This window comes from Caulobacter sp. BE254, assembly GCF_031457295.1.
Lineage (GTDB): Bacteria > Pseudomonadota > Alphaproteobacteria > Caulobacterales > Caulobacteraceae > Caulobacter.
This window is the reverse complement of record NZ_JAVDWJ010000019.1, coordinates 46,081-67,631: the sequence shown is the minus strand read 5'-3', so window position 1 is coordinate 67,631 and position 21,551 is coordinate 46,081. Positions and strand designations below refer to the sequence as shown.

The 21,551-nt window shown below is 68.9% G+C and carries 19 protein-coding genes; 6 read left to right on the top strand and 13 right to left on the bottom strand.

Annotation, left to right across the window (positions count from 1 at the left end; translation table 11 throughout):
* Positions 1–161: 161 nt before the first annotated feature.
* The 4 genes from J2X41_RS23470 to J2X41_RS23455 all read right to left on the bottom strand — a co-directional run bounded on the left by J2X41_RS23470 (position 162) and on the right by J2X41_RS23455 (position 6,297).
* Positions 162–1,598, bottom strand: a complete 1,437-nt coding sequence (locus J2X41_RS23470; protein WP_310086626.1) for an efflux transporter outer membrane subunit — start codon at positions 1,596–1,598, stop codon at positions 162–164.
* The gene (locus J2X41_RS23465; protein WP_310086623.1) at positions 1,598–4,780 is read right to left on the bottom strand and encodes an efflux RND transporter permease subunit; all 3,183 of its coding nucleotides are present in this window, start codon (positions 4,778–4,780) and stop codon (positions 1,598–1,600) included. Before J2X41_RS23465 ends, J2X41_RS23470 begins: the two co-directional genes overlap by 1 nt.
* 102 nt (positions 4,781–4,882) lie before the next feature.
* Positions 4,883–6,061 (bottom strand): efflux RND transporter periplasmic adaptor subunit, encoded by a 1,179-nt coding sequence (locus J2X41_RS23460; RefSeq protein WP_310086621.1) that lies wholly within the window; start codon positions 6,059–6,061, stop codon positions 4,883–4,885.
* Positions 6,062–6,111: 50 nt separating this feature from the next.
* The gene (locus J2X41_RS23455) at positions 6,112–6,297 is read right to left on the bottom strand and encodes a hypothetical protein (RefSeq protein ID WP_310086619.1); all 186 of its coding nucleotides are present in this window, start codon (positions 6,295–6,297) and stop codon (positions 6,112–6,114) included.
* Positions 6,298–6,464: 167 nt separating this feature from the next.
* On the opposite strand from J2X41_RS23455, the gene J2X41_RS23450 reads away from it, so the two are divergent.
* A complete protein-coding gene (locus J2X41_RS23450) occupies positions 6,465–7,103 on the top strand; it encodes a TetR/AcrR family transcriptional regulator (protein ID WP_404979979.1) in 639 nt (212 codons plus the stop codon).
* Between the two features lie 508 nt (positions 7,104–7,611).
* The gene (locus J2X41_RS23445) at positions 7,612–7,839 is read left to right on the top strand and encodes a DUF2188 domain-containing protein (RefSeq protein WP_310086615.1); all 228 of its coding nucleotides are present in this window, start codon (positions 7,612–7,614) and stop codon (positions 7,837–7,839) included.
* Between the two features lie 186 nt (positions 7,840–8,025).
* On the opposite strand, the gene corA is transcribed toward J2X41_RS23445, so the two are convergent.
* Positions 8,026–8,994, bottom strand: coding sequence for a magnesium/cobalt transporter CorA (corA, locus tag J2X41_RS23440; RefSeq protein WP_310086613.1), 969 nt, complete (start codon positions 8,992–8,994; stop codon positions 8,026–8,028).
* A gap of 176 nt (positions 8,995–9,170) precedes the next feature.
* Between corA and J2X41_RS23435 the strand changes: the two genes are divergently transcribed.
* On the top strand, positions 9,171–10,847 hold the full coding sequence (locus J2X41_RS23435; RefSeq protein ID WP_310086611.1) for an MFS transporter: 1,677 nt from the start codon (positions 9,171–9,173) through the stop codon (positions 10,845–10,847).
* Between the two features lie 177 nt (positions 10,848–11,024).
* On the opposite strand, the gene J2X41_RS23430 is transcribed toward J2X41_RS23435, so the two are convergent.
* The gene (locus tag J2X41_RS23430) at positions 11,025–11,480 is read right to left on the bottom strand and encodes a hypothetical protein (protein WP_310086609.1); all 456 of its coding nucleotides are present in this window, start codon (positions 11,478–11,480) and stop codon (positions 11,025–11,027) included.
* Positions 11,481–11,866: 386 nt separating this feature from the next.
* Between J2X41_RS23430 and J2X41_RS23425 the strand changes: the two genes are divergently transcribed.
* The 3 genes from J2X41_RS23425 to J2X41_RS23415 all read left to right on the top strand — a co-directional run bounded on the left by J2X41_RS23425 (position 11,867) and on the right by J2X41_RS23415 (position 14,395).
* A complete protein-coding gene (locus J2X41_RS23425; protein WP_310086607.1) occupies positions 11,867–12,997 on the top strand; it encodes a helix-turn-helix domain-containing protein in 1,131 nt (376 codons plus the stop codon).
* Between the two features lie 148 nt (positions 12,998–13,145).
* Positions 13,146–14,231, top strand: coding sequence for a hypothetical protein (locus tag J2X41_RS23420; RefSeq protein ID WP_310086605.1), 1,086 nt, complete (start codon positions 13,146–13,148; stop codon positions 14,229–14,231).
* On the top strand, positions 14,228–14,395 hold the full coding sequence (locus J2X41_RS23415; protein WP_310086603.1) for a hypothetical protein: 168 nt from the start codon (positions 14,228–14,230) through the stop codon (positions 14,393–14,395). The genes J2X41_RS23420 and J2X41_RS23415 overlap by 4 nt, the downstream gene beginning before the upstream one ends.
* A 10-nt stretch (positions 14,396–14,405) precedes the next feature.
* Here J2X41_RS23415 and J2X41_RS23410 read toward each other — a convergent pair whose 3' ends face one another.
* The 7 genes from J2X41_RS23410 to J2X41_RS23380 form a co-directional block, all read right to left on the bottom strand.
* Complete coding sequence (locus J2X41_RS23410) at positions 14,406–15,815, bottom strand: hypothetical protein (protein ID WP_310086601.1); 1,410 nt, start codon at positions 15,813–15,815, stop codon at positions 14,406–14,408.
* Entirely contained in the window at positions 15,812–16,912 is a 1,101-nt protein-coding gene (gene wecB, locus J2X41_RS23405) for a non-hydrolyzing UDP-N-acetylglucosamine 2-epimerase (RefSeq protein ID WP_310086599.1), read from the bottom strand. Before wecB ends, J2X41_RS23410 begins: the two co-directional genes overlap by 4 nt.
* The gene (locus J2X41_RS23400) at positions 16,909–17,829 is read right to left on the bottom strand and encodes an NAD(P)-dependent oxidoreductase (RefSeq protein WP_310086597.1); all 921 of its coding nucleotides are present in this window, start codon (positions 17,827–17,829) and stop codon (positions 16,909–16,911) included. The genes wecB and J2X41_RS23400 overlap by 4 nt, the downstream gene beginning before the upstream one ends.
* Positions 17,826–18,479, bottom strand: a complete 654-nt coding sequence (locus J2X41_RS23395) for an acyltransferase (protein WP_310086595.1) — start codon at positions 18,477–18,479, stop codon at positions 17,826–17,828. The genes J2X41_RS23400 and J2X41_RS23395 overlap by 4 nt, the downstream gene beginning before the upstream one ends.
* Position 18,480: 1 nt before the next feature.
* Positions 18,481–19,773 (bottom strand): nucleotide sugar dehydrogenase, encoded by a 1,293-nt coding sequence (locus J2X41_RS23390; protein ID WP_310086593.1) that lies wholly within the window; start codon positions 19,771–19,773, stop codon positions 18,481–18,483.
* A 293-nt stretch (positions 19,774–20,066) separates the two neighbouring features.
* Positions 20,067–21,044, bottom strand: a complete 978-nt coding sequence (locus J2X41_RS23385) for a Gfo/Idh/MocA family oxidoreductase (protein ID WP_310086591.1) — start codon at positions 21,042–21,044, stop codon at positions 20,067–20,069.
* Entirely contained in the window at positions 21,041–21,547 is a 507-nt protein-coding gene (locus tag J2X41_RS23380; RefSeq protein WP_310086589.1) for a GNAT family N-acetyltransferase, read from the bottom strand. The genes J2X41_RS23385 and J2X41_RS23380 overlap by 4 nt, the downstream gene beginning before the upstream one ends.
* Between the last annotated feature and the right edge of the window lie 4 nt (positions 21,548–21,551).

The following is a 21,551-nucleotide window of genomic DNA, read 5'->3' as shown; positions in this document are numbered from 1 at the left end:
AGGCATGGACCGCCCTCCTTTCGAGCCAATCCTGCCAATGATGATGTGTCAGCTATCTCCCCGAACACCTGTCAGGGATGTCCCCGGACTGAACAACGAGGCCCGGGATGACGGATTGAATGGTGATCCTGTGGATAACTTTTACGGCTGCAGTCCACCGCCTAGCTCGTCCACCCTCCGCCCAGCGCCTTGTAGATCGCCACGACGTTGGTGTTGACGCCGGTCTCGGCGACGGTCAGCGAGTCCTCGGCCGCCAGCAGCGTGCGCTCGGCATCCAAAAGCACCAGGAAGTCGATGCCGCCTTCCTTGTACTGGATGCGGGCCAGTTCGGCGGCGCGGCGGGAGGCGGCGGCCTGGTTGGTCAGGCTGACCAGCTGGGCCTGCTGCTGGCGATAGGCGACCAGGGCGGTCTCCAGGTCCTCCAGCGCCCGCAGCACGGTCTGGTCGTAGACGGCCAGGCTGGCGTCGTTGCGGGCCTCCGCCGCCTTCAGCCGCTGGTGCGCGCCGCCCAGGTCGAGGGCGGGCCAGGACACCGAGGGGGCCACCGACCAAGCCTGGCTGGCGGCGTTGCCGAAGCCCGAGGCCGAGCCCGACAGGAAGCCGATGAAGCCGCTGACCCGCACGCGGGGGAACAGGTCGGCCGTGGCCACCCCGACCTTGGCGGTCTGGGCGGCCAGGCGGCGCTCGGCGGCCTGGACGTCGGGGCGCCGGCGCAGCAGGTCGGACGCCTCGCCGATCGGCAGGGCGGCGATCAGCGGCGTGACCTCGGCGTCGGTCTTGGCCGTCAAGGTGGCGTCCAGCTCGCCCGGCCGCTTGCCCGCCAGGACGCAGAGCCGGTAGTTGGCCCGCTTTTCGGCGGTGATCAGCGCCGGGATCGCCGCCTCGGTGGCGTTCAGCCGGGCCTGGGCGCTGGCCACGTCGATCGGGCTGCCGGCTCCGGCGTTGTAGCGCACCTGGGTCAGCCGCAGGGTCTCGCGCTGGGTGTCGAGGTTGCGGTTGGCCACCGCCAGCCGGGCCTGGGCCCCGCGCAGTTCCAGGTAATTTCGAGCGACTTCCGCGGCGATGGTCACCTGGGCGTCGCGCAGGTCGGCCTGGGCCGCCCCCGCTTCGGCCCGGGCCGACTCCACGCCCCGGCGGACGCGGCCGAACAGGTCGATCTCCCAGCCGGCGTCGAAGCCGGCCTGGTAGGTCTCGCTCTCGACGCGCTGGCCGTTGGAGCCCGGCTGCTGCTGGTCGCTCTTGGTATAGGACCCGTCGGCGGTGACCCGCGGCAGCTGGTCCAGGCGCGCGTCCTTGAACAGGGCGCGGGCCTCGTCCACCCGGGCGACGGCGACGCGGATGTCGAGGTTGCCGGCCAGGGCCTGTCCCATCAAATCATCGAGCACCGGGTCGTTGAACGCCTTCCACCACTGGGCCTCGGGATTGGCGGTGGAGAAGGCCCCGGCCGGGGCGTTCTGCAGCACCACCGGCGCCTGGACGGGGGTCTTGTAGTCGGGGCCCACGGCGCAGGCCGAGAGCAGGAGCATGCTGGCGAACAGGCCGAGCTGGACCTTCAGGCTGCGCCAGCCGGGCTGACGGGGTTGGATCGAAGCAAGCATCAGTGCGCCTCCACGGCGTCGGTCGTCGGTTTCTTGGCCGCCTTCAGGGCCGCCCGGCGGGCGGCGTTGCGGCGGATGACGAAGTAGAAGATCGGGGTCAGGACCAGGCCGAACACCGTCACCCCCAGCATGCCGGAGAACACCGCCACGCCCATGGCCCGGCGCATCTCCGCGCCGGCCCCGTGGCTGACGACCAGCGGCCACACGCCCATGATGAAGGCGATCGAGGTCATCAGGATCGGCCGCAGCCGCAGGCGGCAGGCCTCCAGCACCGCCTGCATCGGCGTGTCGCCGTGCTCCTCGCGTTCCTTGGCGAACTCGACGATCAGGATGGCGTTCTTACACGCCAGCCCCACCAGCACGATCAGCCCGATCTGGGTGAAGATGTTGTTGTCGCCATGGGTCAGCAGCACGCCGGCCAGGGCCGACAGCAGGGTCATCGGCACGATCAGGATGACCACCAGCGGCAGGCTCCAGCTTTCGTACTGGGCGACCAGCACCAGGAAGGCCAGCAGCACGCACAGCGGGAAGATGTAGACCGCCGTGTTGCCCGCCAGGATCTGCTGGTAGGTCAGCTCGGTCCACTCGTAGCCCATGCCGTTGGGCAGCTCCTGCTTGGCCAGGTCCTCCAGGGCCTTCTGGGCCTGGCCCGTCGAGTAGCCGGGGGCCGGGCCGCCGTTGATCTCGGCCGTGAGCACGCCGTTGTAGTGGCTCTCGCGGTCGGGGCCGGTGGCCTCCTTGAAGCTGACGAAGGCGCCCAGCGGGATCATCTGGCCCTGACCGTTGCGGGTCTGCAGGCGCAGCATCTGTTCCGGTTGCAGGCGGAATTTCTGGTCGGCCTGGACATTGACCTCGTAGGTGCGGCCAAAGCGGTTGAAGTCGTTGACGTACAGCGAGCCCAGATAGACCTGCATGGTCTCGAAGAGGTCGGTCAGCGACACGCCCGAGGCGCGGGCCTTCTGGCGGTCGATATTGGCCTCGATCTTCGGCACCCCGACCTGGTAGGTCGAGAACACCCCGGCCAGGGCCGGATTCTTGCGGGCCTTGTCGATCAGGTTCTGGGTCTGCTTGTTCAGCTCGTCGGGGCCGAGGCCGGCGCGGTCGACGATCTGCATGCGGAAGCCGCCGATCGTGCCCAGCCCCTGCACCGAAGGCGGCGGGAAGACCGCGATCTGGGCGTCGGGAATGGCCCCGAACTTGGCGTTCAGCTGGCCGACGATGGCGTTGGCCGACATCGACTTGTCCTTGCGGTCCTTGAAGTCGTCGAGCGTGAAGAACACCGCGCCGGAGTTGGGGCTGTTGATGAAGCCGTTGGCCGACAGGCCGGGGAAGGCCACCGAGTGCCGGATGCCCGGCACCTTCGTGCCGATGTCGCCCATCTGGCGGATGACCGCCTCGGTGCGGTCCAGCGAGGCCGCATCGGGCAGCTGCACGACGGCGACCACATAGGCCTTGTCCTGCTGCGGCACGAAGCCGCCGGGCGTCTTCATGAAGGCGCCGATCGTCAGGGCCAGCAGGATCCCGTAGACGACCAGGCCCGCGGTCGACTTGCCCAGGGTGCGGCCGACATTGCGGACATAGCCGTTGGACGCCTTGGCGAAGAAGCGGTTGAACGGGTTGAACAGCCAGCCCAGGGCCGCGTCGATCAGCTTCTGGAAGCGGTCCTTGGGCGCGTCGTGGCTCTTGAGCAGCACCGCGGCCAGGGCCGGCGACAGGGTCAGGGAGTTGAAGGCCGAGATCACCGTCGAGATGGCGATGGTCAGGGCGAACTGGCGGTAGAACTGGCCCGACAGGCCGCTGATGAAGGCGGTGGGGATGAACACCGCGCACAGCACCAGGGCCGTGGAGATGATCGGTCCGGTGACCTCGCTCATGGCCTTGCGGGTGGCCGCCGCCGGTTCGAGGCCGTTGGATATGTTCCGTTCGACGTTCTCGACCACGACGATGGCGTCGTCGACGACGATGCCGATGGCCAGCACCAGGCCGAACAGGGTCAGGGCGTTGAGGCCGAAGCCCAGCATCAGCAGCACCGCGAAGGTGCCGATCAGCGAGACGGGCACGGCGATCAGCGGGATGATCGAGGCCCGCCAGCCCTGCAGGAACAGCACCACCACCAGCACCACCAGGATGATCGCCTCGACCAGGGTGTGGATGACCGAGTTGATGCTCTCCTGCACGAAGGCGGTGGTGTCGTAGATGATCTCGTAGTCGACGCCCTCGGGGAACTCCTTCTTCAGCTCCTTCATCGTCTTCTTGATCTCGGCGGCCATGGCCAGGGCGTTGGAGCCGGGGCGCTGGAAGATCGGCATGGCCACGGCCGACTTGTTGTCGAGCAGGCTGCGCAGGGCGTAGTTGTTGGCCCCCATCTCGACCCGGGCCACGTCGCCCAGGTGGGTGATCTCGCCGTTGTCGCCCGAGCGGATGATGACGTCGCGGAACTGCTCCTCGTCGGTCAGGCGGCCGGGGGCGTTGATCGACAGCTGGAAGTCCGAGCCCATGTCGGTCGGCGGCGCGCCCAGCTGGCCGGCGGCGACCTGGACGTTCTGCTCGCGCAGGGCCTTGACCACGTCGCCCGCGGTCATGTTCAGCGAGGCCAGCTTTTCCGGATCCAGCCACACCCGCATGGAGTAGGCGCCGGCCCCGAAGATCTGCACGTCGCCCACGCCGTCGACGCGCTTGAGGCGGTCACGCACGTTCAGCTGCGCGTAGTTGCTCAGATAGAGCATGTCGTAGCGGTTGTTGGGCGAGATCATGTGCACGACCAGGGTCAGGTCGGGCGAGGCCTTGTCGGTGGTCACGCCGATGCGCTGCACCTCCTGGGGCAGCTTCGGCAGAGCCTGGGCGACGCGGTTCTGGACCTGCACCTGGGCCTTGTCGAGATCGGTGCCCAGGGCGAAGGTGACGGTCAGGATCATCGCCCCGTCCGACGCCGACTGCGAGGACTGGTAGATCATCCCCTCGACGCCGTTGATCGCCTGCTCCAGCGGGGCGGCGACGGTCTGGCCGATGACGGCGGGGTTGGCGCCCGGATAGGCGGCGCGCACGACCACGGTCGGCGGCACCACCTCGGGATATTCCGAGATCGGCAGGCGCGGCAGAGCCACCAACCCGGCGATGAAGATGACGATCGAGAGCACGGCGGCGAAACGCGGCCGGTTCACGAAGAACTTTGAGAAATTCATGGGAGGCGTCCGGGGAGGAGGCAAGGAGGGGGCGTTGGGCGCCGTCGAGCGCTCGCTTTCGCCCGCCTCGGAAGGTCCGAAGCGGGCGATTTCAGGGAAGACTTAGTTCTGGCCGACGCTGTTGATCATCGCGACCCGCTGGGGACCGCTCTCGAACTGCGACAGGTCCGAGGACAGGTCGGTCTTGACGACCACGGGGGTGACGGTGTCGCCCGGCTTGACCTTCTGCAGGCCGCCGACGATCACCCGGTCGCCGGGCTTGAGGCCCGTGCGGATGATGCGCAGGTTGCCGGCTAGCGGGCCGATCTCGACCGGGCGGTACTCGGCCTTGTTGTTGGCGCCGACCACCACGACGTAGCGCTTGCCCAGGTCGGTGGCCACCGCGCGGTCGGGGGCCAGGGCCACCGTCTGCGAGGTGTCGCTTACCATCCGGATGCGGGCGAACAGGCCCGGGGTGAACCGGCCGTCGGCGTTGGCGAAGATCGCCCGGCCGTTGATCGTGCCGCTCTTGGCGTCCAGGGCGTTGTCGATGAACTTCAGCTGGCCCTGGTGCGGATAACCGTCCTCGGTCATCAGGCCCATATAGACGGGGCTGGCCTTGCCGCGTTCGGCCGAGGCGTACTTCAGGAAGGTCTGCTCGTCGGCGTTGAAGGTCGCGTAGATCGGGGTGTCGGACACCACCGTGGTCAGCAGGTTGGACGGGGTGACCAGGTTACCGCGGGTGATCACGGCCTTGGAGACCCGGCCGTCGATCGGCGAGACCACGCGGGTCCATTCCAGGTTCAGCTTGGCGGTCTGGTAGGCGGCGTTGGCCGCGCCGAGATTGGCCTGGGCGGCCTTTTCCTCGGCGGAGAGCCGGTCGAACTCGCTCTGGGCCAGGGCGTTCTGCTCGATCAGCCGCCGGCCGCGCTCGCGGTTGACCACGGCCAGGTCCAGCTGGGCCTTGGCGCGGGCCACCTCGGCCTGGGCGCGGTTGGCTTCGGCCTGGTAGGGGCGCGGGTCGATCTGGAACAGCACCTGGCCTTTGCGGACCCGAGCGCCTTCCTCGAACCGGGCGCCGTCGATGAAGCCGCTGACGCGCGGGCGGATGTCGACGGTGTCGATGGCCTCGAGACGGCCGGTGAAGTCATCCCACTGGCGCAGTTCCTTGAAGGCCACCGGGGTGATGGTGACCTGGGCGGGCGGCGGGGCGACTTCCTGCTTGGCCTGGGCGCTGCAGGCGGCCAGCACGGCCATGGCGGCCAGACCGGCGAAAGACGTGAAGGCGGGGCGGAGGGACATAGGCGTACCTGTCGGACAAAAGAGGCGGGGGAGGAGACGCGGCGGTTGTTTTATTCCCAGACGGGGCGCCGGGATTTCTGGCGAGCCTTGGGCGAGGCGGACCAGTCCCGACCGGACGGACCGTCGGCGCCCTGGCCGATCAGCTTGCGGAGGGAACGGACCGGACCGGCCAGCCAGGCGGCCTTGGCGGGCGAGGCGTTGGCGTGTTGGCCTTGAGGGCTCGCGCTCGGGGGCATGGCTCGCGCTCCGTTCCGGGGTTAAGGATTAAATGTCGCAGTTGCTGTTGCTTGACGTGACGTCCATCTGTGACGATGTAGTCGTATGCGACGATACCGTTCGGTATCATCCACGCGGTGAGAGATACTGACCGGTAACTCTCGCGTCAAGGTGAGGTGCTGTGAAAATGGCTGAGAGAAATTCTGGCGGGGGCAAGATGGACGATCTGGAGGCGCCGGTTTGCGTCCCGTTGTCCAAACGTCCGGCCCGCGACCGGATCTTCGAAACGGCCCGTGAGCTGTTCTACCAGCACGGCATCCGCGCCGTCGGCGTCGAGGCGATCGCCCACGAGGCCGACGCCACCAAGATGACGCTGTACCGCAACTTCCCGTCCAAGGACGAGCTGGTCGCCGAGGTGCTGCGCGAGCAGGAACGCGACTACTGGGTCTGGTGGGAGGAGGTCGTCGGCTGCACCTGCGGCGACCCGCGCGCCCAGCTGGAGGCGATCTTCGACGCCTTCGAGACCAAGGCCTGCAACGCCGACGTCCACGGCTGCCCGCTGTCCAACGCCGCCATCGAACTGCACGAGGCCGACCATCCGGCCCAGAAGGTGTCGGTGGCCTACAAACAGCAGCTCCACGCGCGTCTCGTCGACCTGTGCCGGCGGGCCGGCGCGCCGGACGACGACCTGGCCGACGGCCTGATGCTGCTGATGGAAGGCTCCTACATCGCGCGGGTGACCCTGGGCGCTCAGGGGCCGGCGCGGGTCGTGGCGCGCGCGGGCCGGGCGCTGATCAAGGCGCATCTGGACACGCCGGACTGCTGAGACTCCCTGCGTCCTTCGAGGCCCGCTTTCGCGGGCGCCTCAGGATGAGGAGCTCTGTGCTGAATTCCTCATCCTGAGGTGCGAGCCGTAGGCGAGCCTCGAAGGACGCAAGGCCAAGACGCGTCGCGCGGACACCCATCCCCCGACGGGTCCGCGCGACGCGCGCCGGCGCCGCCTAAAGGGGAGGGAAAGACGTCGCCGATGAAAACCTATCAAACCAATAGGAATTGAGTCCCGGCAGATTTTCTGACCCCGCCCGCAGATCGTCGAACGACCCGAGAAACTAAAAAGGGGGCCAGGAGTTCTGGCTCGCGTCAGTTGCGTTCCGGCCGTACCGATGTCGTCAAGTTGTGAAATTGCGAGCCTATAAGATGTGTCGATGTCATCCCCTCGTAGGGCGAATGCCGATCTGACCTCGACGTTTCGGGGCCGGTTCGCCGCCCGAACAGCCGCTCGTTCGCGCCCTTGATGCGGCGCCCCTGAATCCGATTTGCGTAAGGAGCTCGTCATGGCTCTGCTGATTTCCGTCGCCCCCGCCGAGCAAGGCTGGGCCGTGCGTTCCGAGGCCCTGGAGGCCGACCTCACCTTCGAACGCGGCGGTCGCGCCGAAGCCGCCGCCCGCGATCTCGCCAAACGCCTGGCCGCCTCCGGCCACGCCGCCGAGGTGCGGGTGTTCCTGCGCGACGGCGCCGAGGCCGGGCGGTTCCTGCACCCGGCGCGAGCCTGGGCGAGCTAGGCGGCGCCGCTGGACGCTCGTTCAAGGCTTTCCTCCCTCAAAAGTTGTCATCCCGGAAAGCGCGCAGCGCTTGTCCGGGACCCAGGTGAACCGCGCCGCATCAGCCCAGTCCCCTGGGTCCCGGACAGCCTCTGCGAGGCTTCCGGGATGACAACGGTTTGTGGATGCAGGCGTCCCGCCGCGCCCCTACAGCCACCCGTTCTTCTTGAACCGCCAGTACAGCCACCCGATCACCCCAACTATCCCGACCATCACCGCCGGGTAGCCCCAGGCCCATCGCAGCTCCGGCATGTGCTCGAAGTTCATGCCGTAGATGCCGGCCACCGCGGTCGGCACGGCGAGGATGGCGGCCCAGGCGGCCAGCTTGCGGGTGATGGCGCTCTGCCGCTGCTGTTCCAGCAGGGAGGCGGCCTCGAACACCGAGGTGATCACCTCGCGCAGGGCGTCGACCATGCCCTCGACCTTCTGGGTGTGGTCGAGCACGTCGCGGAAATAGGGTCGGACGTCGTCGTCCAGGCAGGGCGTGTCCAGGTGCTCCAGCCGGCCGCAGACCTCGGCCATGGGGCTCAGGACCCGCTTGAAGCGGATCAGGTCGCGCCGCAGGTGGAACAGGCGCTTGACCTCGGCATGGCTGAGGAAGGCCTCGAGCGTGCGGCGCTCGATGTCCAGCACCTCGTCCTCCAGGGCCTGGACGATCGGCAGGTAGCCGTCGACCACGAAGTCGAGCACGGCGTGCAGCACATAGTCCGAGCCCTTGGCCAGCAGGGTCGGCGAGGCCTCCAGCTGGGCGCGCAGCTCGGTGTGGGCCCGGGCCGAGCCGTGGCGCACGGTGATCAGGTGGCCCTGGCCGACGAAGATCGCCGTCTCGCCATAGGCGATCTGGGCCTCGACCAGCTGGGCGGTGCGGGCCACCACGAACAGCTCGCGGCCATAGACCTCGACCTTGGGCCGCTGGTGGGCGTTCAGCGCGTCCTCGATCGCCAGGGGATGCAGCTTGAACCGGGCCTGCAGGCGGGCCAGCTCGGCCTCGTTGGGCTCGTACAGGCCGATCCAGACGAACTCGCCCGGTCCGGTGGCCAGGGCGTCGTCCTCGTCCAGATGCGCCTCGCGGATCCTGACGCCATCCTTGTAGACATAAGCCGCGACAACGCTCATCGAGGGTCCTGACCGCCTGTTTCGTCCCGCAAGATGGGACGGTGAAGATTCTTCCGAGCCAACGCTTCGGCTTTCGTCCGGTTCATGTTTAGCCTCTCGCCAACGCCGCGCACGCCCGTCATGATGGTTGCGGTAACAGAGTTCGATCGCCGCAAGCGGCGACGGGGGAGATGCGAATGGGAAGCGACGCCGCGAAACCGGTGAAGGGCGCCAAGGACGGTCGCGCCGTCGGGCGCAAGGACGCCTTGGTCATCGGAGCCGCCTCGGTCGGCACGGTGTTCGAGTGGTACGACTTCTACCTCTACGGCTCGCTGGCCACCTACATCACCAAGCATTTCTTCTCGGGGGTCAACGAGACCACCGGCTACATCTTCGCCCTGCTGGCCTTCGCCGCCGGCTTCGCGGTGCGGCCCTTCGGGGCCCTGGTCTTTGGCCGGCTGGGCGACCTGTGGGGGCGCAAGAACACCTTCCTGATCACCATGCTGCTGATGGGCCTGTCGACCTTCGTGGTCGGCCTGCTGCCCAGCTACGCCAGCATCGGCATCGCCGCGCCGATCGCCCTGGTGATCATGCGCCTGGTCCAGGGCCTGGCCCTGGGCGGCGAGTACGGCGGCGCGGCGACCTATGTGGCCGAGCACGCCCCGGCCGGACGGCGCGGCCTCTATACCAGCTTCATCCAGGTGACGGCGACCTTCGGCCTGTTCCTCAGCCTGGTGGTGATCCTGCTGACCCGCCGGGCGACCGGCGACAGCGCCTTCGAGGCCTTCGGCTGGCGCATCCCGTTCCTGATCTCGGTGCTGTTGCTGGGCGTGTCGCTGTGGATCCGCCTGCAACTGTCCGAAAGCCCGTCGTTCCAGAAGATGGTCGACGAGGGCAAGGGCAGCAAGCAGCCCCTGACCGACTCGTTCGCCAAGTGGGGCAATCTGAAGATCGTGATCCTGGCCCTGGTGGGGCTGACCGCCGGCCAGGCGGTGGTCTGGTACACCGGCCAGTTCTACGCCCTGTTCTTCCTGGAGAAGATGCTCAAGGTCGATGGCGGCACGACCAACCTGCTGGTGGCCATCGCCCTGCTGATCGGCACGCCGTTCTTCGTGATCTTCGGCTGGCTGTCGGACAAGATCGGCCGCAAGCCGATCATCATGCTGGGCTGCATCCTGGCGGCCCTGACCTATTTCCCGCTGTTCAAGACCCTGACGACGGCCGCCAATCCCCAGCTGGCCGCCGCCGTGGCCTCCGCCCCCGTGACGGTCGTGGCCGACCCGGCCGACTGCTCGTTCCAGTTCGACCCGGTGGGCAAGACGGTGTTCAACCGCTCGTGCGACCTGGCCAAGTCGTACCTGGCCAAGGCCGGCGTCACCTACAGCAACCAGGCGGCCCCGGCCGGCTCGGTGGCCCAGGTCAAGATCGGCCAGGCGACCATCGCCTCGTTCCCGGGCCAGACCCTGGACAAGGCCGCCTTCAAGGCCCGCAAGACGGCGTGGGAGAAGGAGTTGGGCGCGGCCCTGAAGACCGCTGGCTATCCGGCCAAGGCCGACGACGCCCTGATCAACAAACCGCTGGTGGTGGCGGTGCTGGCGATCCTGGTGCTGTACGTGACCATGGTCTACGGCCCGATCGCCGCCATGCTGGTCGAGCTGTTCCCCACCAACATCCGCTACACCTCGATGAGCCTGCCTTACCATATCGGCAACGGCTGGTTCGGGGGCTTCCTGCCGACCACGGCCTTCGCCATGGTCGCGGCCACGGGCAACATCTATTACGGCCTCTGGTACCCGATCGTCGTGGCCGGGGTAACCGCCGTGGTGGGCGTGCTGTTCCTGAAGGAAACCAAGGACGTCGACATCGAGGCGTGACGTTCGGGACTTGAGCTTTCCCAGCTGTTGTCATCCCGGAAGCGCGTAGCGCTGTCCGGGATCCAGGCCGGTCGCACCGCATCAGCCCAGTCCCCTGGGTCCCGGACAGCCTCTGCGAGGCTTCCGGGATGACATCCTAACTTGGCATGTCCTGAGGCTCGTCGGTCATGCCGCGCCTCAGTGTCCGGCCAGCAGCCCGTCGATGTGGGCGCACGGGCCGTTCTCGCGGCGGGCGTCGAGATAGGCGGTCACCCGCTCCAGCATCTGTTCGGCCTGGTTCAGGCCGCCCAGGGCCCAGTCGATCTCGTTGACCGTCCGGTGGTCGCCCTGCAGGCGCTCGCGGGACGCGGTCAGGGCCCGGGCGGCCACCGCGTGCAGGGCGGTCATGTCGCGGCAGGCCTCGGCGGCCATCCAGCCGACCGCCGCCATCCGCCGGGCCCGGCGAAGCGCCGCCTCGGCCTCGCGCTGGCGGGTCTCGGCCTCGCGCAGCACGGCCTGGGCGCGACTCAGCTGGCGGGCGCCGCTTTCGGCGATCTGGCGTCTTTGCCGCCGTTCGCCGTCGCAGGCCGCCTTCATGTCGCGCAAGGCCTGCGCCAGGCGATCGCGTTCACGCGCGCCGCCCGCTGTCTCCACGAGATTCCGTTTTCCGAAGATCGCCATTTCCTTCCATGTTTGACGAACCATAGAGTCCTCCGTGGCCCAGCCTCATCCTCATTTTTCTTCGGAATTTCTCCGGTTGCTATGCGGAGAGTGCCAATATCGCCTCTATGCCTGTTAATTTTATGTATTTATGAATAACGCGAAATTAACTATACCTAAAACTTGGTTACCAAGCTAAACCATTGGAAAAGTTGTAATTTTATCTGTTGGTTCGATGCTTTCTAGTGGTTTCACCTTACTTACAACACAGGTCGGCCGTGGCATCGTCAAAGGGCGAATCGGGCTTGAGGACAGGCGCGGTCGCCTCAACGGTCAGGGTCTGGAGGCCCTTGATCGCTTGCCCCGCCAGGAGATGTCCGATGGACAATGAAAGCGACAAGGACCCTCGGCCTCGATCCTGGGCGAACAGCGGCTGGCGGCAGGCCGCGGCGATCGAGCCAGGCGACGGCGATCCATCCGAGCATGGATTGGTCGCGGGGACGCTGGACGAGCGGCGGTCGTTCGGGGCTCCGGCGGGGACGGTCTCGCTGGGCCACGTCCTGGTTCGCGACACCCATGGTCCGCACGAGGTCTGGGCCCATGCCGCCGGGCGCGACCTGTCGGTCACCCAGCTGACGCCGCAACCCTGCCGCGGCCAGTTGCTGCGGGCGAACCTGGGCGACATGGGCTTCGACGCCGGGGCGTTCGACGGCGATCTGCGCGTCCGGGGCGTCATGGCCCAGAAGGCGTTCAGCCTGGTTTCGGTGATGGAGCAGGAGGGCGTGCTCAATCAATGGGGCCATCGGATCGAGGAGGGCGACATCGTCGCCATTCCGCCGGGGAGGGAGCTGGACGGACGGTTCCAGGGGCGCCTGGCCTATGCCGTCGTCACCGCGCCGTGGGGGCTGGTGATGCAGCGGGCCGAGGCCTTCGAATGGCTGGCTGACCCCGGCTTCTGGACCGAGCCGGCCATCTATTCGCCGCCGCCCGAGGCGCGGGCCGCCTGCAAGCGCGTGCTGCAGGGTTGTTCCAGCCTGCTGCGGGCCCTGGGCGGAGGCGTTCCGAGCAGCGCCGTGGCGTTCCTTCGTAACGAGCTGCTGGATGGCGTGCTGACGGCCCTGGCGGCGGTCAAGGCCGAGGGCGGCCGCCGGCAGGGCGTGCTGAACGCCGCCCGCATCGTGCGCGGCGCCGAGGACTTCCTGGAAAGCGGCGGCGCCCGCCAGGCCGTGCAGATCGAGGACATCTGCCTGGCCCTGAACATCTCGCGCCGGACGCTGTACCGCGCCTTCCACGATCTGCTCGACATCAGCCCCAAGGCCTATCTGCGTCTGAAGAACATGTCGGCGGCCCGGGCCCGGCTGCTGGACGCCGGCGATCGGCCGACCACGGTCACCCAGGCGGCGCTGGACCAGGGCTTCTGGGAGCTGGGCCGCTTTTCGGGCGCCTATCGGGCGATGTTCGGCGAGTCGCCCTCCGAGACCCTGCGCGCCGCCCAGGGGCGACAGCCTTAGGCGTTGACAGCGACCGCCGACGCCGCCGACGCTCGGGCGAGCGCGCCAGGCGCTTCCGTTAGGACGGCGTCGATGCCTTCGCGATCCATCTCCGTGCGTCTCGCGGTCGAAGGCCCGGTCGGGCCCCGCCTCGCCTAGTCCGCCGGACATGGCGAAGCGTCCGACCGCCCTGGTCCTGTACAGTTGGCGCGGCCAGTGGCCGATGCGCCGCTGGGAGCACCAGCGCATCTTCGCCTGGAAGGCCTGTTTCCCGGGGCCCGTGACGGTCCTCAACATCGGATTTCCGTTCAATCCAGCCTGGATCGCTGGCCTCGACCCGGACCTGGTGGTGATCGACGCCACGGCCCTGGCCGCGCGCTACACGGCCACCGGCCTGGAGGGATTGCGGCGGGCGATGGACGCGGTTCCCGCACGGGCCCGACGCGTCGCCGCGCCGCTGGACGAGTTCCTCGGACTCCAGGCGCTGCGCGACGTGCTGGCCGAGACGCGGGTCGACCTGCTGCTGACCGCGCTGGAGCCGGCGCTGTGGGACAGCGTCTATCCGATCGAACACCGGCCCTACGCCCTGAGGCGCTTCCTGACCGCCTATGTCGACGACGTCCTGATGCGGCGGACGTCCGGCGACCTGGCGGGGCGGCCGATCGCGGTCAGCTACCGGGCTTGGGACACGCCGGTCTGGCTGGGCGAAATGGGTCGACTCAAGCGCGAGGTCGGGTTGCGGGCGGAGGCCTGGGCCCTGGCGCGCGGCCACCGCGCCGACGTGGCGGTCGACGGCCAGCGTCGGCTGGCCGGCGAGGCCTGGATCCGCCTGCTGGGCGCCAGCCGCGCGGTGGTCGGGGTCGAGGGCGGCTCGTCCCTGGTCGATCCGGCGGGCGAGCTGCCGACCCGCGACATGGCCTTGGCCGCGATGGAGGGATGGACTCCGCCGGCATCGGCCATCGTGCTGCCGCCGGAGGCCGAGATCCGCGCCATGTCGCCGCGCCATCTGGAGGCGGTCGCGACCCGAACCTTCCAGGTGCTGGTCGAGGGCGACTACAGCGGCGTGCTCGAGGCCGGCGTCCACTACCAGGCGGTGCGCCGCGACCTGTCGGACATCGATGCGGCCCTCGACCGCAGCCGGGACCCGCGACACGCCCAGGCGATGGCCGACCGGGCCTACGGGGAGATCGTGGCGTCCGGCCGCTACAGCTGGCGCGCGGTCGTGCGCGACATCGCCGACCAGGTGCTGGCGTGAGGCGCGCCTGGGGGCTGCGGCTGTTTCTGGGGCTGCGGGATCGGTGCGTCTGGGCGCTGATCGTCGTCGAGGCGCATTGGCTCGCGGCGCCGCCGGCGGTGCGCGCGCCGCTGCGGGCGCTGGCGCGCCTGCCGTTCCTGCGGCGATGGATCCGCGTCGGCTAGAGCGCCAAGCCTACGACTCCAGAGCCTTTCGGCCTCGGCGTCGCCGCAGGCGTACGGCCAGTTCGCCGAGCCCCAGGCGATGCACGATCCGTCCGGCCAGCCGGCGCGCCAGGCCGGGGCGCCGCATCTCGTGCGGATTGTCGACCGGGGTGAACGGAAAGGCCCTGCGGAATTTGGCGTCGGCGCGCTCGTCGATCTCGGCGCCCGGCCGACCGGCCGCCGCTTCCGCGATCCGGGCGTCGAACAGCGCGATCATCGTTCCGTAGCCGTAGGCCGGGTTCAAGGCGATCTCGGCATAGGCGTTGGTGATGATCTCGGCGACCCGCTCGGGATCGCGCAGGACCGCCGCCACCTGCGCCATGTTGCCATGGTCCTTGTCGAGCGGGACATAGTGCCGCCACGGCTCCAGGACGCCCGAATACCGTCCGGGATAAGCGACGACCAGGGTCCGCAAGGCGATCGCCTCGAACACTCTGGGCGAGATCTGGGCGATGTCGATCTGGTCTTCCCGTCCGGCGAAGAACCGGTCGCGCAGCATCTCGTAGGACGGCTTCTTGGCGAGGGCGGGGATCGGGTGCGGGCGCTCGACCAAGGCGGCGAAGCTTTCGGTGCGGGCGGCCACCGCGCCGTCGAAGTCGAACACGCTGGCGCCGCTCTCCACGGCCAGCACCGCCTGGCAGTTGCGGATGAACTTCACCCAGTCGCGGCCGTACAGCCGGCTGCGCTCGGACCAGGCGATGTCCGTCGAGAGGCCGAACCGCGGGGCGTCGCGCTTGAACAGCTTGCCGATCCGGACCTTCTCGCGTCCCTGCTCGCCGTGCCAGGCCGGATAGGTTCGGCCGCGATAGCCGACCATGGTCTTGCGGGCCGACAGGGGAATGGGCGGATAGTGCGTCAGCCAGTGCGGCACGTAGCCGGTCAGCACCTGCTGGGTGCCCAGCCCGCTGACGCGCCCGTAGATTCGCTCGGCCTCGGCCGGGCCCAGGCAGGTGAAGACCAGGTCCACGCCGCAGGCCTCCAGCGCATCGAGGGTGGCGTTGACGAAGCGGTATTCGTCCTGGATGAACACCGCCTTGGCGCCGCGGAAGGCGGCCAGGGCGCGGCGCGAGCGCGGCCCCACGAAGGTCTCCATCGCCAGGAACAGCGAATAGTGGATCACGACCGCGTCGAAGGTCTCCAGCTTCACGCCGTCGAAGATTTCCCCGACGCGCGAGAGCACGCGGACCTCGTGACGCGAATAGCGGACGAAGGCGTTGATGTGGTCGCAGACCGTGGCGGCGTTGGCGGGGTCGTAGTTGCAGGCCAGCAGAATGCTCAGCGGCCGCGCCTCGCTCGCCAGCGAACCCTGGGTCGCCTCGTCCGGCAATGCGTCGTGCCCGGGCAACGGCGGCGCGCGGGGACGGTCGTGGGTGTCCTTCATGGGCGGGTTCCGGTCGTCGCGCGCGGCGTGTCGTGGGTTTCGGCGACGAAGCGGGCGATCGTCGCGACGATCCGCTCGGCGGCGTCGCCGGCGCCATAGTCGTCGATCTCACGCCGAGGCCGATAGTCGCTCACGGTCCACAGCCGGTTCCAGCCCGCCTCCACCGTCTCGCTCCATTCGGTGTCGTCCCGCAGGGTGACACAGGGCTTGCGATGAAAATAGGCCTCCTTCTGCAGGCCGCCGGAATCGGTGAGCACCAGGGCGCAGCCGGCCAGCAGCCGCTGCATGTCGATCGGGCCCAGGGGCTCGATTATCCTCAAGCCGGCCAGGTCGACGCCGAAGCGGTTGGCCGCCTCGCGGGTGCGCGGATGCAGGGGCAGAACCACGGGCAGGCGGGCGGCCTGCTGGCGCAGATAGCCCACGGCGGCGGCCAGGCTGGCGGCGCTGTCGGTCGTGGCCGCCCGGTGCAGGGTGGCGACCGCATAGGCGCCGGAGGTGAGGCCTAAGCGGCGCAACACGCTCTCGCCGCGGTCGGACAAGGCGGCCATGGCCAAGACCGCGTCCTGCATCACGTCGCCGACATGGTGGACGCCCTCGACCAGCCCCTCGCGCTTCAGGTGGCCGACCGCGGCGCGGGTCGGCGCGAACAGCAGCCGGCTCACGTGGTCGACGACCACGCGGTTGGTCTCTTCGGGCATGGTGCGGTCGAAGACTCGCAAGCCCGCCTCGACATGGGCCACCGGCACGCCGGCCTTGGCCGCCGCCAGGGCGCCGGCTAGGGTCGAGTTGGTGTCGCCGTAGACGATCACGAGGCCCGGGGCGTGGCGGGCGATCGCCCCGTCCAGGGCCGCCAGCATCCGTCCGGTCATCTCGCCGTGCGTGCCGCCGTGGATCCCCAGGTTCTCGATCGGCTCGGGCAGGTCCAGCTCGCGGAAGAAGCTGTCCGACAACGCCGAGTCGTGATGCTGGCCGGTATGGACCATCACCTCGACCAGGCCGGGCGTCCGGGCGATGGCGCGGCTGACCGGCATGGCCTTGACGAACTGCGGCCGGGCACCGACCACGGTCAGCAGGCGGCCCGGAGCGCCAGTCGTCACGCCGACGGCTCCAGATAGCCCTGGGCCAAGCGAGCCCGCACCCGCGCCGCCACGCGGTCCAAGCCCTCGTCCAGCGACACCTTCGGCGTCACGCCCAGCAGGTCGCGCATGCGCGCCAGGCTGGGCTGCTTGGCGGCGGTCATCCGGGCCGGCAGGTCGTTCAGGGTGACCAGCGACGGCGCGGCGCCCAGGCGCGCCCGCAGGCCCTCGGCCAGGTCCTGGATCGGCGTGACGTCCGGGTGGCCGATATTGATCACTGCGTGCTCGTCGATCCCCGCCGCCGCCTCGATGGCGCGCACGGCGTCGGAGATGTGCAGCCAGCCCCGGGCGCTCCCGCGATGCACCTCGATGGGACGGCCCCGCGCCAGGTCGTGGGCGAAACGGATCATCGCCGAGCGGTGGTCGCCGAAGTCCTCGTTCTCGTCATAGATCATGAACGGCCGCAGGGTGACCGCGCGCAGGCCGTGCTGGGCGACCTCGTAGTCGACCAACTGCTCGCCCAGCAGCTTGGTCAGGCCGTAGCGGTTGTTGGGCCGGGGGACCGTGGCGACCTCGTCCATCGGCCCGTCGGTGGGACCATAGACCTCGGACGTCGAGAAATAGACCAGCCTGGCGTCGGCGGCCTGGGCCAGCAGGATCACATTGTTCAGCCCGCCCAGATTGGTGCCGACCGCCAGGCTGGAGGCCTGCTCGCAGGTCACCCGGCTGACCACGGCGGCCAGGGCGAAGATCACGTCCGGTTTCCAGCGCAGGGTCGGTATCAGGTCGGCCGGCTGGTTGATGTCGACTTGCAGGTAGTCCCTGCGCCAGCCCGGCTTGATGTCGGCGCACAGCACCGCCCAGCCCTGGTTGCGAAGGTGCGCCGCCAGCGGCTTGCCGATATTGCCTTCCGATCCGATGACCAGGGCCCGCTTCATCCGACGCTCGCCGACTGTTCTTCGCTGGAAACGCCGGGCGGGTCGTCGCCGAAACCCGACAGGTTGATCACTCGCCGCAGCGCCCCGGAGCGCTCGGCGTAGCGGTCGCCGGTGCGGGGGCAGACCAGGTCCTCGCCCAACACCTCGCCGGCATGGCTGACCCAGCCGACCCGGCGGGCGGGCACGCCGGCCATCAGGGCGAACGGCGGCACGTCGTGGGTGACGACCGCGCCCGCGGCGATCAGGCACCAGGCGCCCAGGTCGTGGCCGCAGACGATCGTCGCATTGGCCCCGATCGTCGCCCCGCGCCCCACCCTCGTGGACCGGAACTCGGCCTTGCGGTCGATCTCGGCCCGGGGCGTCGCGACATTGGTGAACACGCAGCTGGGACCGCAGAACACGCCGTCTTCCAGCACGACGCCGGCATAGAGGCTGACATTGTTCTGCACCTTGCAGCGGTCGCCCAGCACCACGCCGAGACCGATCGTCACGTTCTGGCCGATCACGCAGTCCTGGCCGATCCGGGCCCCGGTCGCGACATGGCTGAACCGCCAGACCCGCGTGCCGGCGCCCAGCACCGCGCCGGCCTCGACCTCCGCCGAGGGGTGGGCCCAGGCGGGTGGTCGGGCCGCTGGAGCCGGGTTCGTCATCTCACGCCCTCACGATCTTGCCGGCCAGGGCGGGGTCGACCTGGGCGGTGGCGTTGCGGGTGTCGATCACCAGCGGCGTCTCGCGGACCAGCCGCGCGTAGTCAAACGCGTCATGGTCGGTGACGATGATAGCGCAGTCGAAGCCCGCCAGGGCGTCGCGACCGATGTCGACCGACAGCATCAGGGTGTCGCCGACGACCAGTTCGGGGGCCAGCGGGTCGTGATAGCTGACCCGGGCGCCATGGCTGCGCAGGATCTCGATGATGTCGCGAGCCGGAGTCTCGCGGGTGTCGTCGATGTTGCGCTTGTAGGCCGCGCCCACCACCAGGACGTGGGCGCCGACCGGCGAGCGGCCGCGCGCGGCCAGGGCCTCCAGCGTCTTGTCGACCACCCGTCGGGGCATGGCCCGCGAGATCTCGCCGGCCAGTTCGACCATCTTCAGGCTGGCCCCCTCGGCCCTGGCCCGCCAGGCCAGATAGAACGGGTCAACCGGAATGCAGTGGCCGCCGACGCCGGGGCCGGGAAAGAACGGCATGTAGCCGAAGGGCTTGGTCTGGGCGGCGTGGATCACCTCCCAGACGTCGATGCCCAGGGCCTCGAAGCTGACCTTGAGCTCGTTGGCCAGGGCGATGTTGACGAACCGGAACACGTTCTCGGTCAGCTTGACCGCCTCGGCGGTGCGCGTGTCGCTGACTGGAACCGTGACGGTGATCGCGTCGTACAGCGCGCAGGCCACGCGGCGCTCGGCCTCGGAGTCGGCGCCGACGATCTTGGGGATCGAGGCGGTGGTGAAGGTGCGGTTGCCGGGATCCTCGCGCTCGGGCGAATAGGCCAGGGCGAAGTCGCGGCCGGCGCGCAGACCCGAGCGCTCCAGGATCGGCTTGAGCACCTCGGCGGTGGCGCCGGGAAAGGTGGTCGACTCCAGCACGACCAACTGGCCTGGTCGCAGCACGGCCGCCAGGGTCTCGGCGGCCTCGACGACGTGGCTCAGGTCGGGGGCGTTATGCGAGGTGATCGGGGTCGGCACGCAGATCAGCAGGGCGTCGGCGCCGGCCAGGACGTCCGGTGAGGCGGTCACGGCGAAACCCCGTCCGCGCATGGCCGCCACGCGGGCGTTGGTGAAGTGGCTCAGATAGGACGACCCCCGGGACAGGCTGGCCAGGCGCGTCTCGTCCAGGTCGAACCCGATGACGCCAAAGCCCGCCGAGCAGAAGGCCTCCGACAGGGGAAGGCCGACATAGCCCATGCCCACCACGCCGATCACGGCCTCGCGTTGCAGGATCTTCCGGGTCAAGCCTTGAAAGTTCGACGCCAGATCGTCGTCGCCACGGAATGGAAACGTCGGGATATGAACGTTCATGGGCCCCTCGTGGTCAGGGCGTTCTTATTCAAGATCAACGCGCCCTTCAACATGGCAGGATCGTACGCGGGGAAAGCCTTTCCGCAAAGAGGTTTTGGCCAAGGTATATTCATTACGAAAGTGGGTAGTTTGCCGGACTATTGATATTTTCCGCCATCAATACTTTGGCAATGAAAGTGTTCGAACAATGTTATGCGGAATGTTGCGAAATAATGCATGTGTCCCGACTAGCTTCGAAGTCGATCGAGGCCATGAAGCAATTGCACTTCGACGCGTTCGAGCACGCGCTGTACGCGAACACCTTCGTCAATACCCGTCATTGGGGTGGCTCGGGTTTGGCAACATTGGATGAAGTGCCGGATCTCCCTGGTCAGGGGCGGCTCGGCGGTCAGATCGACGAAGCGCGGCTCGCTTCCGGAGGCGATCGGGCCGGCGGAGGTCAGGGTCACCGCCTGCTCGCGCCGCATCAGCTTTTCCGGCCAGGGGCGGACGTCGTCGAACACCAGGGCGCCGGTCTCGCCGATCACCACCAGCTTCTGTTCCTTGACCGGGCTGAGCCAGCTGGCGGCGACATGGGCGTGGAGCCCGCCGGAAAAGCCGAGATCGGCGTGGACCTCGTCGGCGACGCCGGGGGTGACGAAGGCCCGCCCGGTGGCTTCGACGCTGACCGGCGCGGCCTCAGCCAGGGCCAGGATCATCGAGACGTCGTGGGGCGACAGGCTGAGGAAGGCGTTCTCGTGCGTGCGAACCCGGCCAAGGCTCAGCCGCGAGGCGCCGATGTAACGCAGGGCGCCGATCTCGCCGCGGGCGACGATGGCCGCCAGCGCCTCGAACGCCGGGTGATGGCGCAGCAGGTGGCCGACCATGAACACCCGGTCCGAGCGGGCGATGTCGGCGGCCAGGGCCTCGGCCTCGGCCAGGCTGGAGGCCAGGGGCTTTTCGACGAACACGTCCTTGCCGTGGTCCAGGGCGAGGCGGCAGAGCGCGGCGTGGGTGGGGGCCGGCGTGGCGATGACCATGGCGTCCAGGCTCGAATCGTTCAGGGCCTGGGCAAGGGGCAGGGCCGGAACGTCCCACGCTTCGGCCTGGCCCCGGGCGGCGTCGGCGTCGGTGTCGACCACGGCGCCCAGCACGCCCAGTTCCGCGCAGGTCCGGATCAGGTTGCGGCCCCACGCGCCGCAGCCGACCACGGCGACACGGGTCATATCGGCTCCTTCGGCGGAGCGAGCCAGCTTAGGGTCAGGTGCGTCTCGTCCGCCGCCGCCAGGGCGAAGCCCAGTCGATGGTAGAGCCGCTGGGCCGCCGGATTGTCGCGGGCCACCTGCAGCGTCACCGGCGCTCCAGCGGCGGCGGCCTCCTCCATCAGCGACCGCAGGACGGCCCCGCCGATCCCCTGGCCGCGCCGCTCGGGGACCACGGCGATATCGATCAGGTGCAGGGCGTCCGCGCTCCGGTCCGTGGCCAACCGTCCGACCGGAGCGCCGCCGACCGTGACGATCTCGAGCCGGGCGCGCGGATAGGCGGTCTGGTAGCCCTGGATCTGGGCGTTGAACTGCTGCTCCATCACCTTGGCCAGCATCTCGGCGGGCAGGGGGATCTGGTCCCAGCCCGGACCGCGGGAAGTGCGGAACAGGGCCAGGCGGAAGGGGGCGTCGGCCTCGGTCTCGGGACGCAGCGCAACGTGGACCGCCGCCGCCGGAGAGAGCACGCTT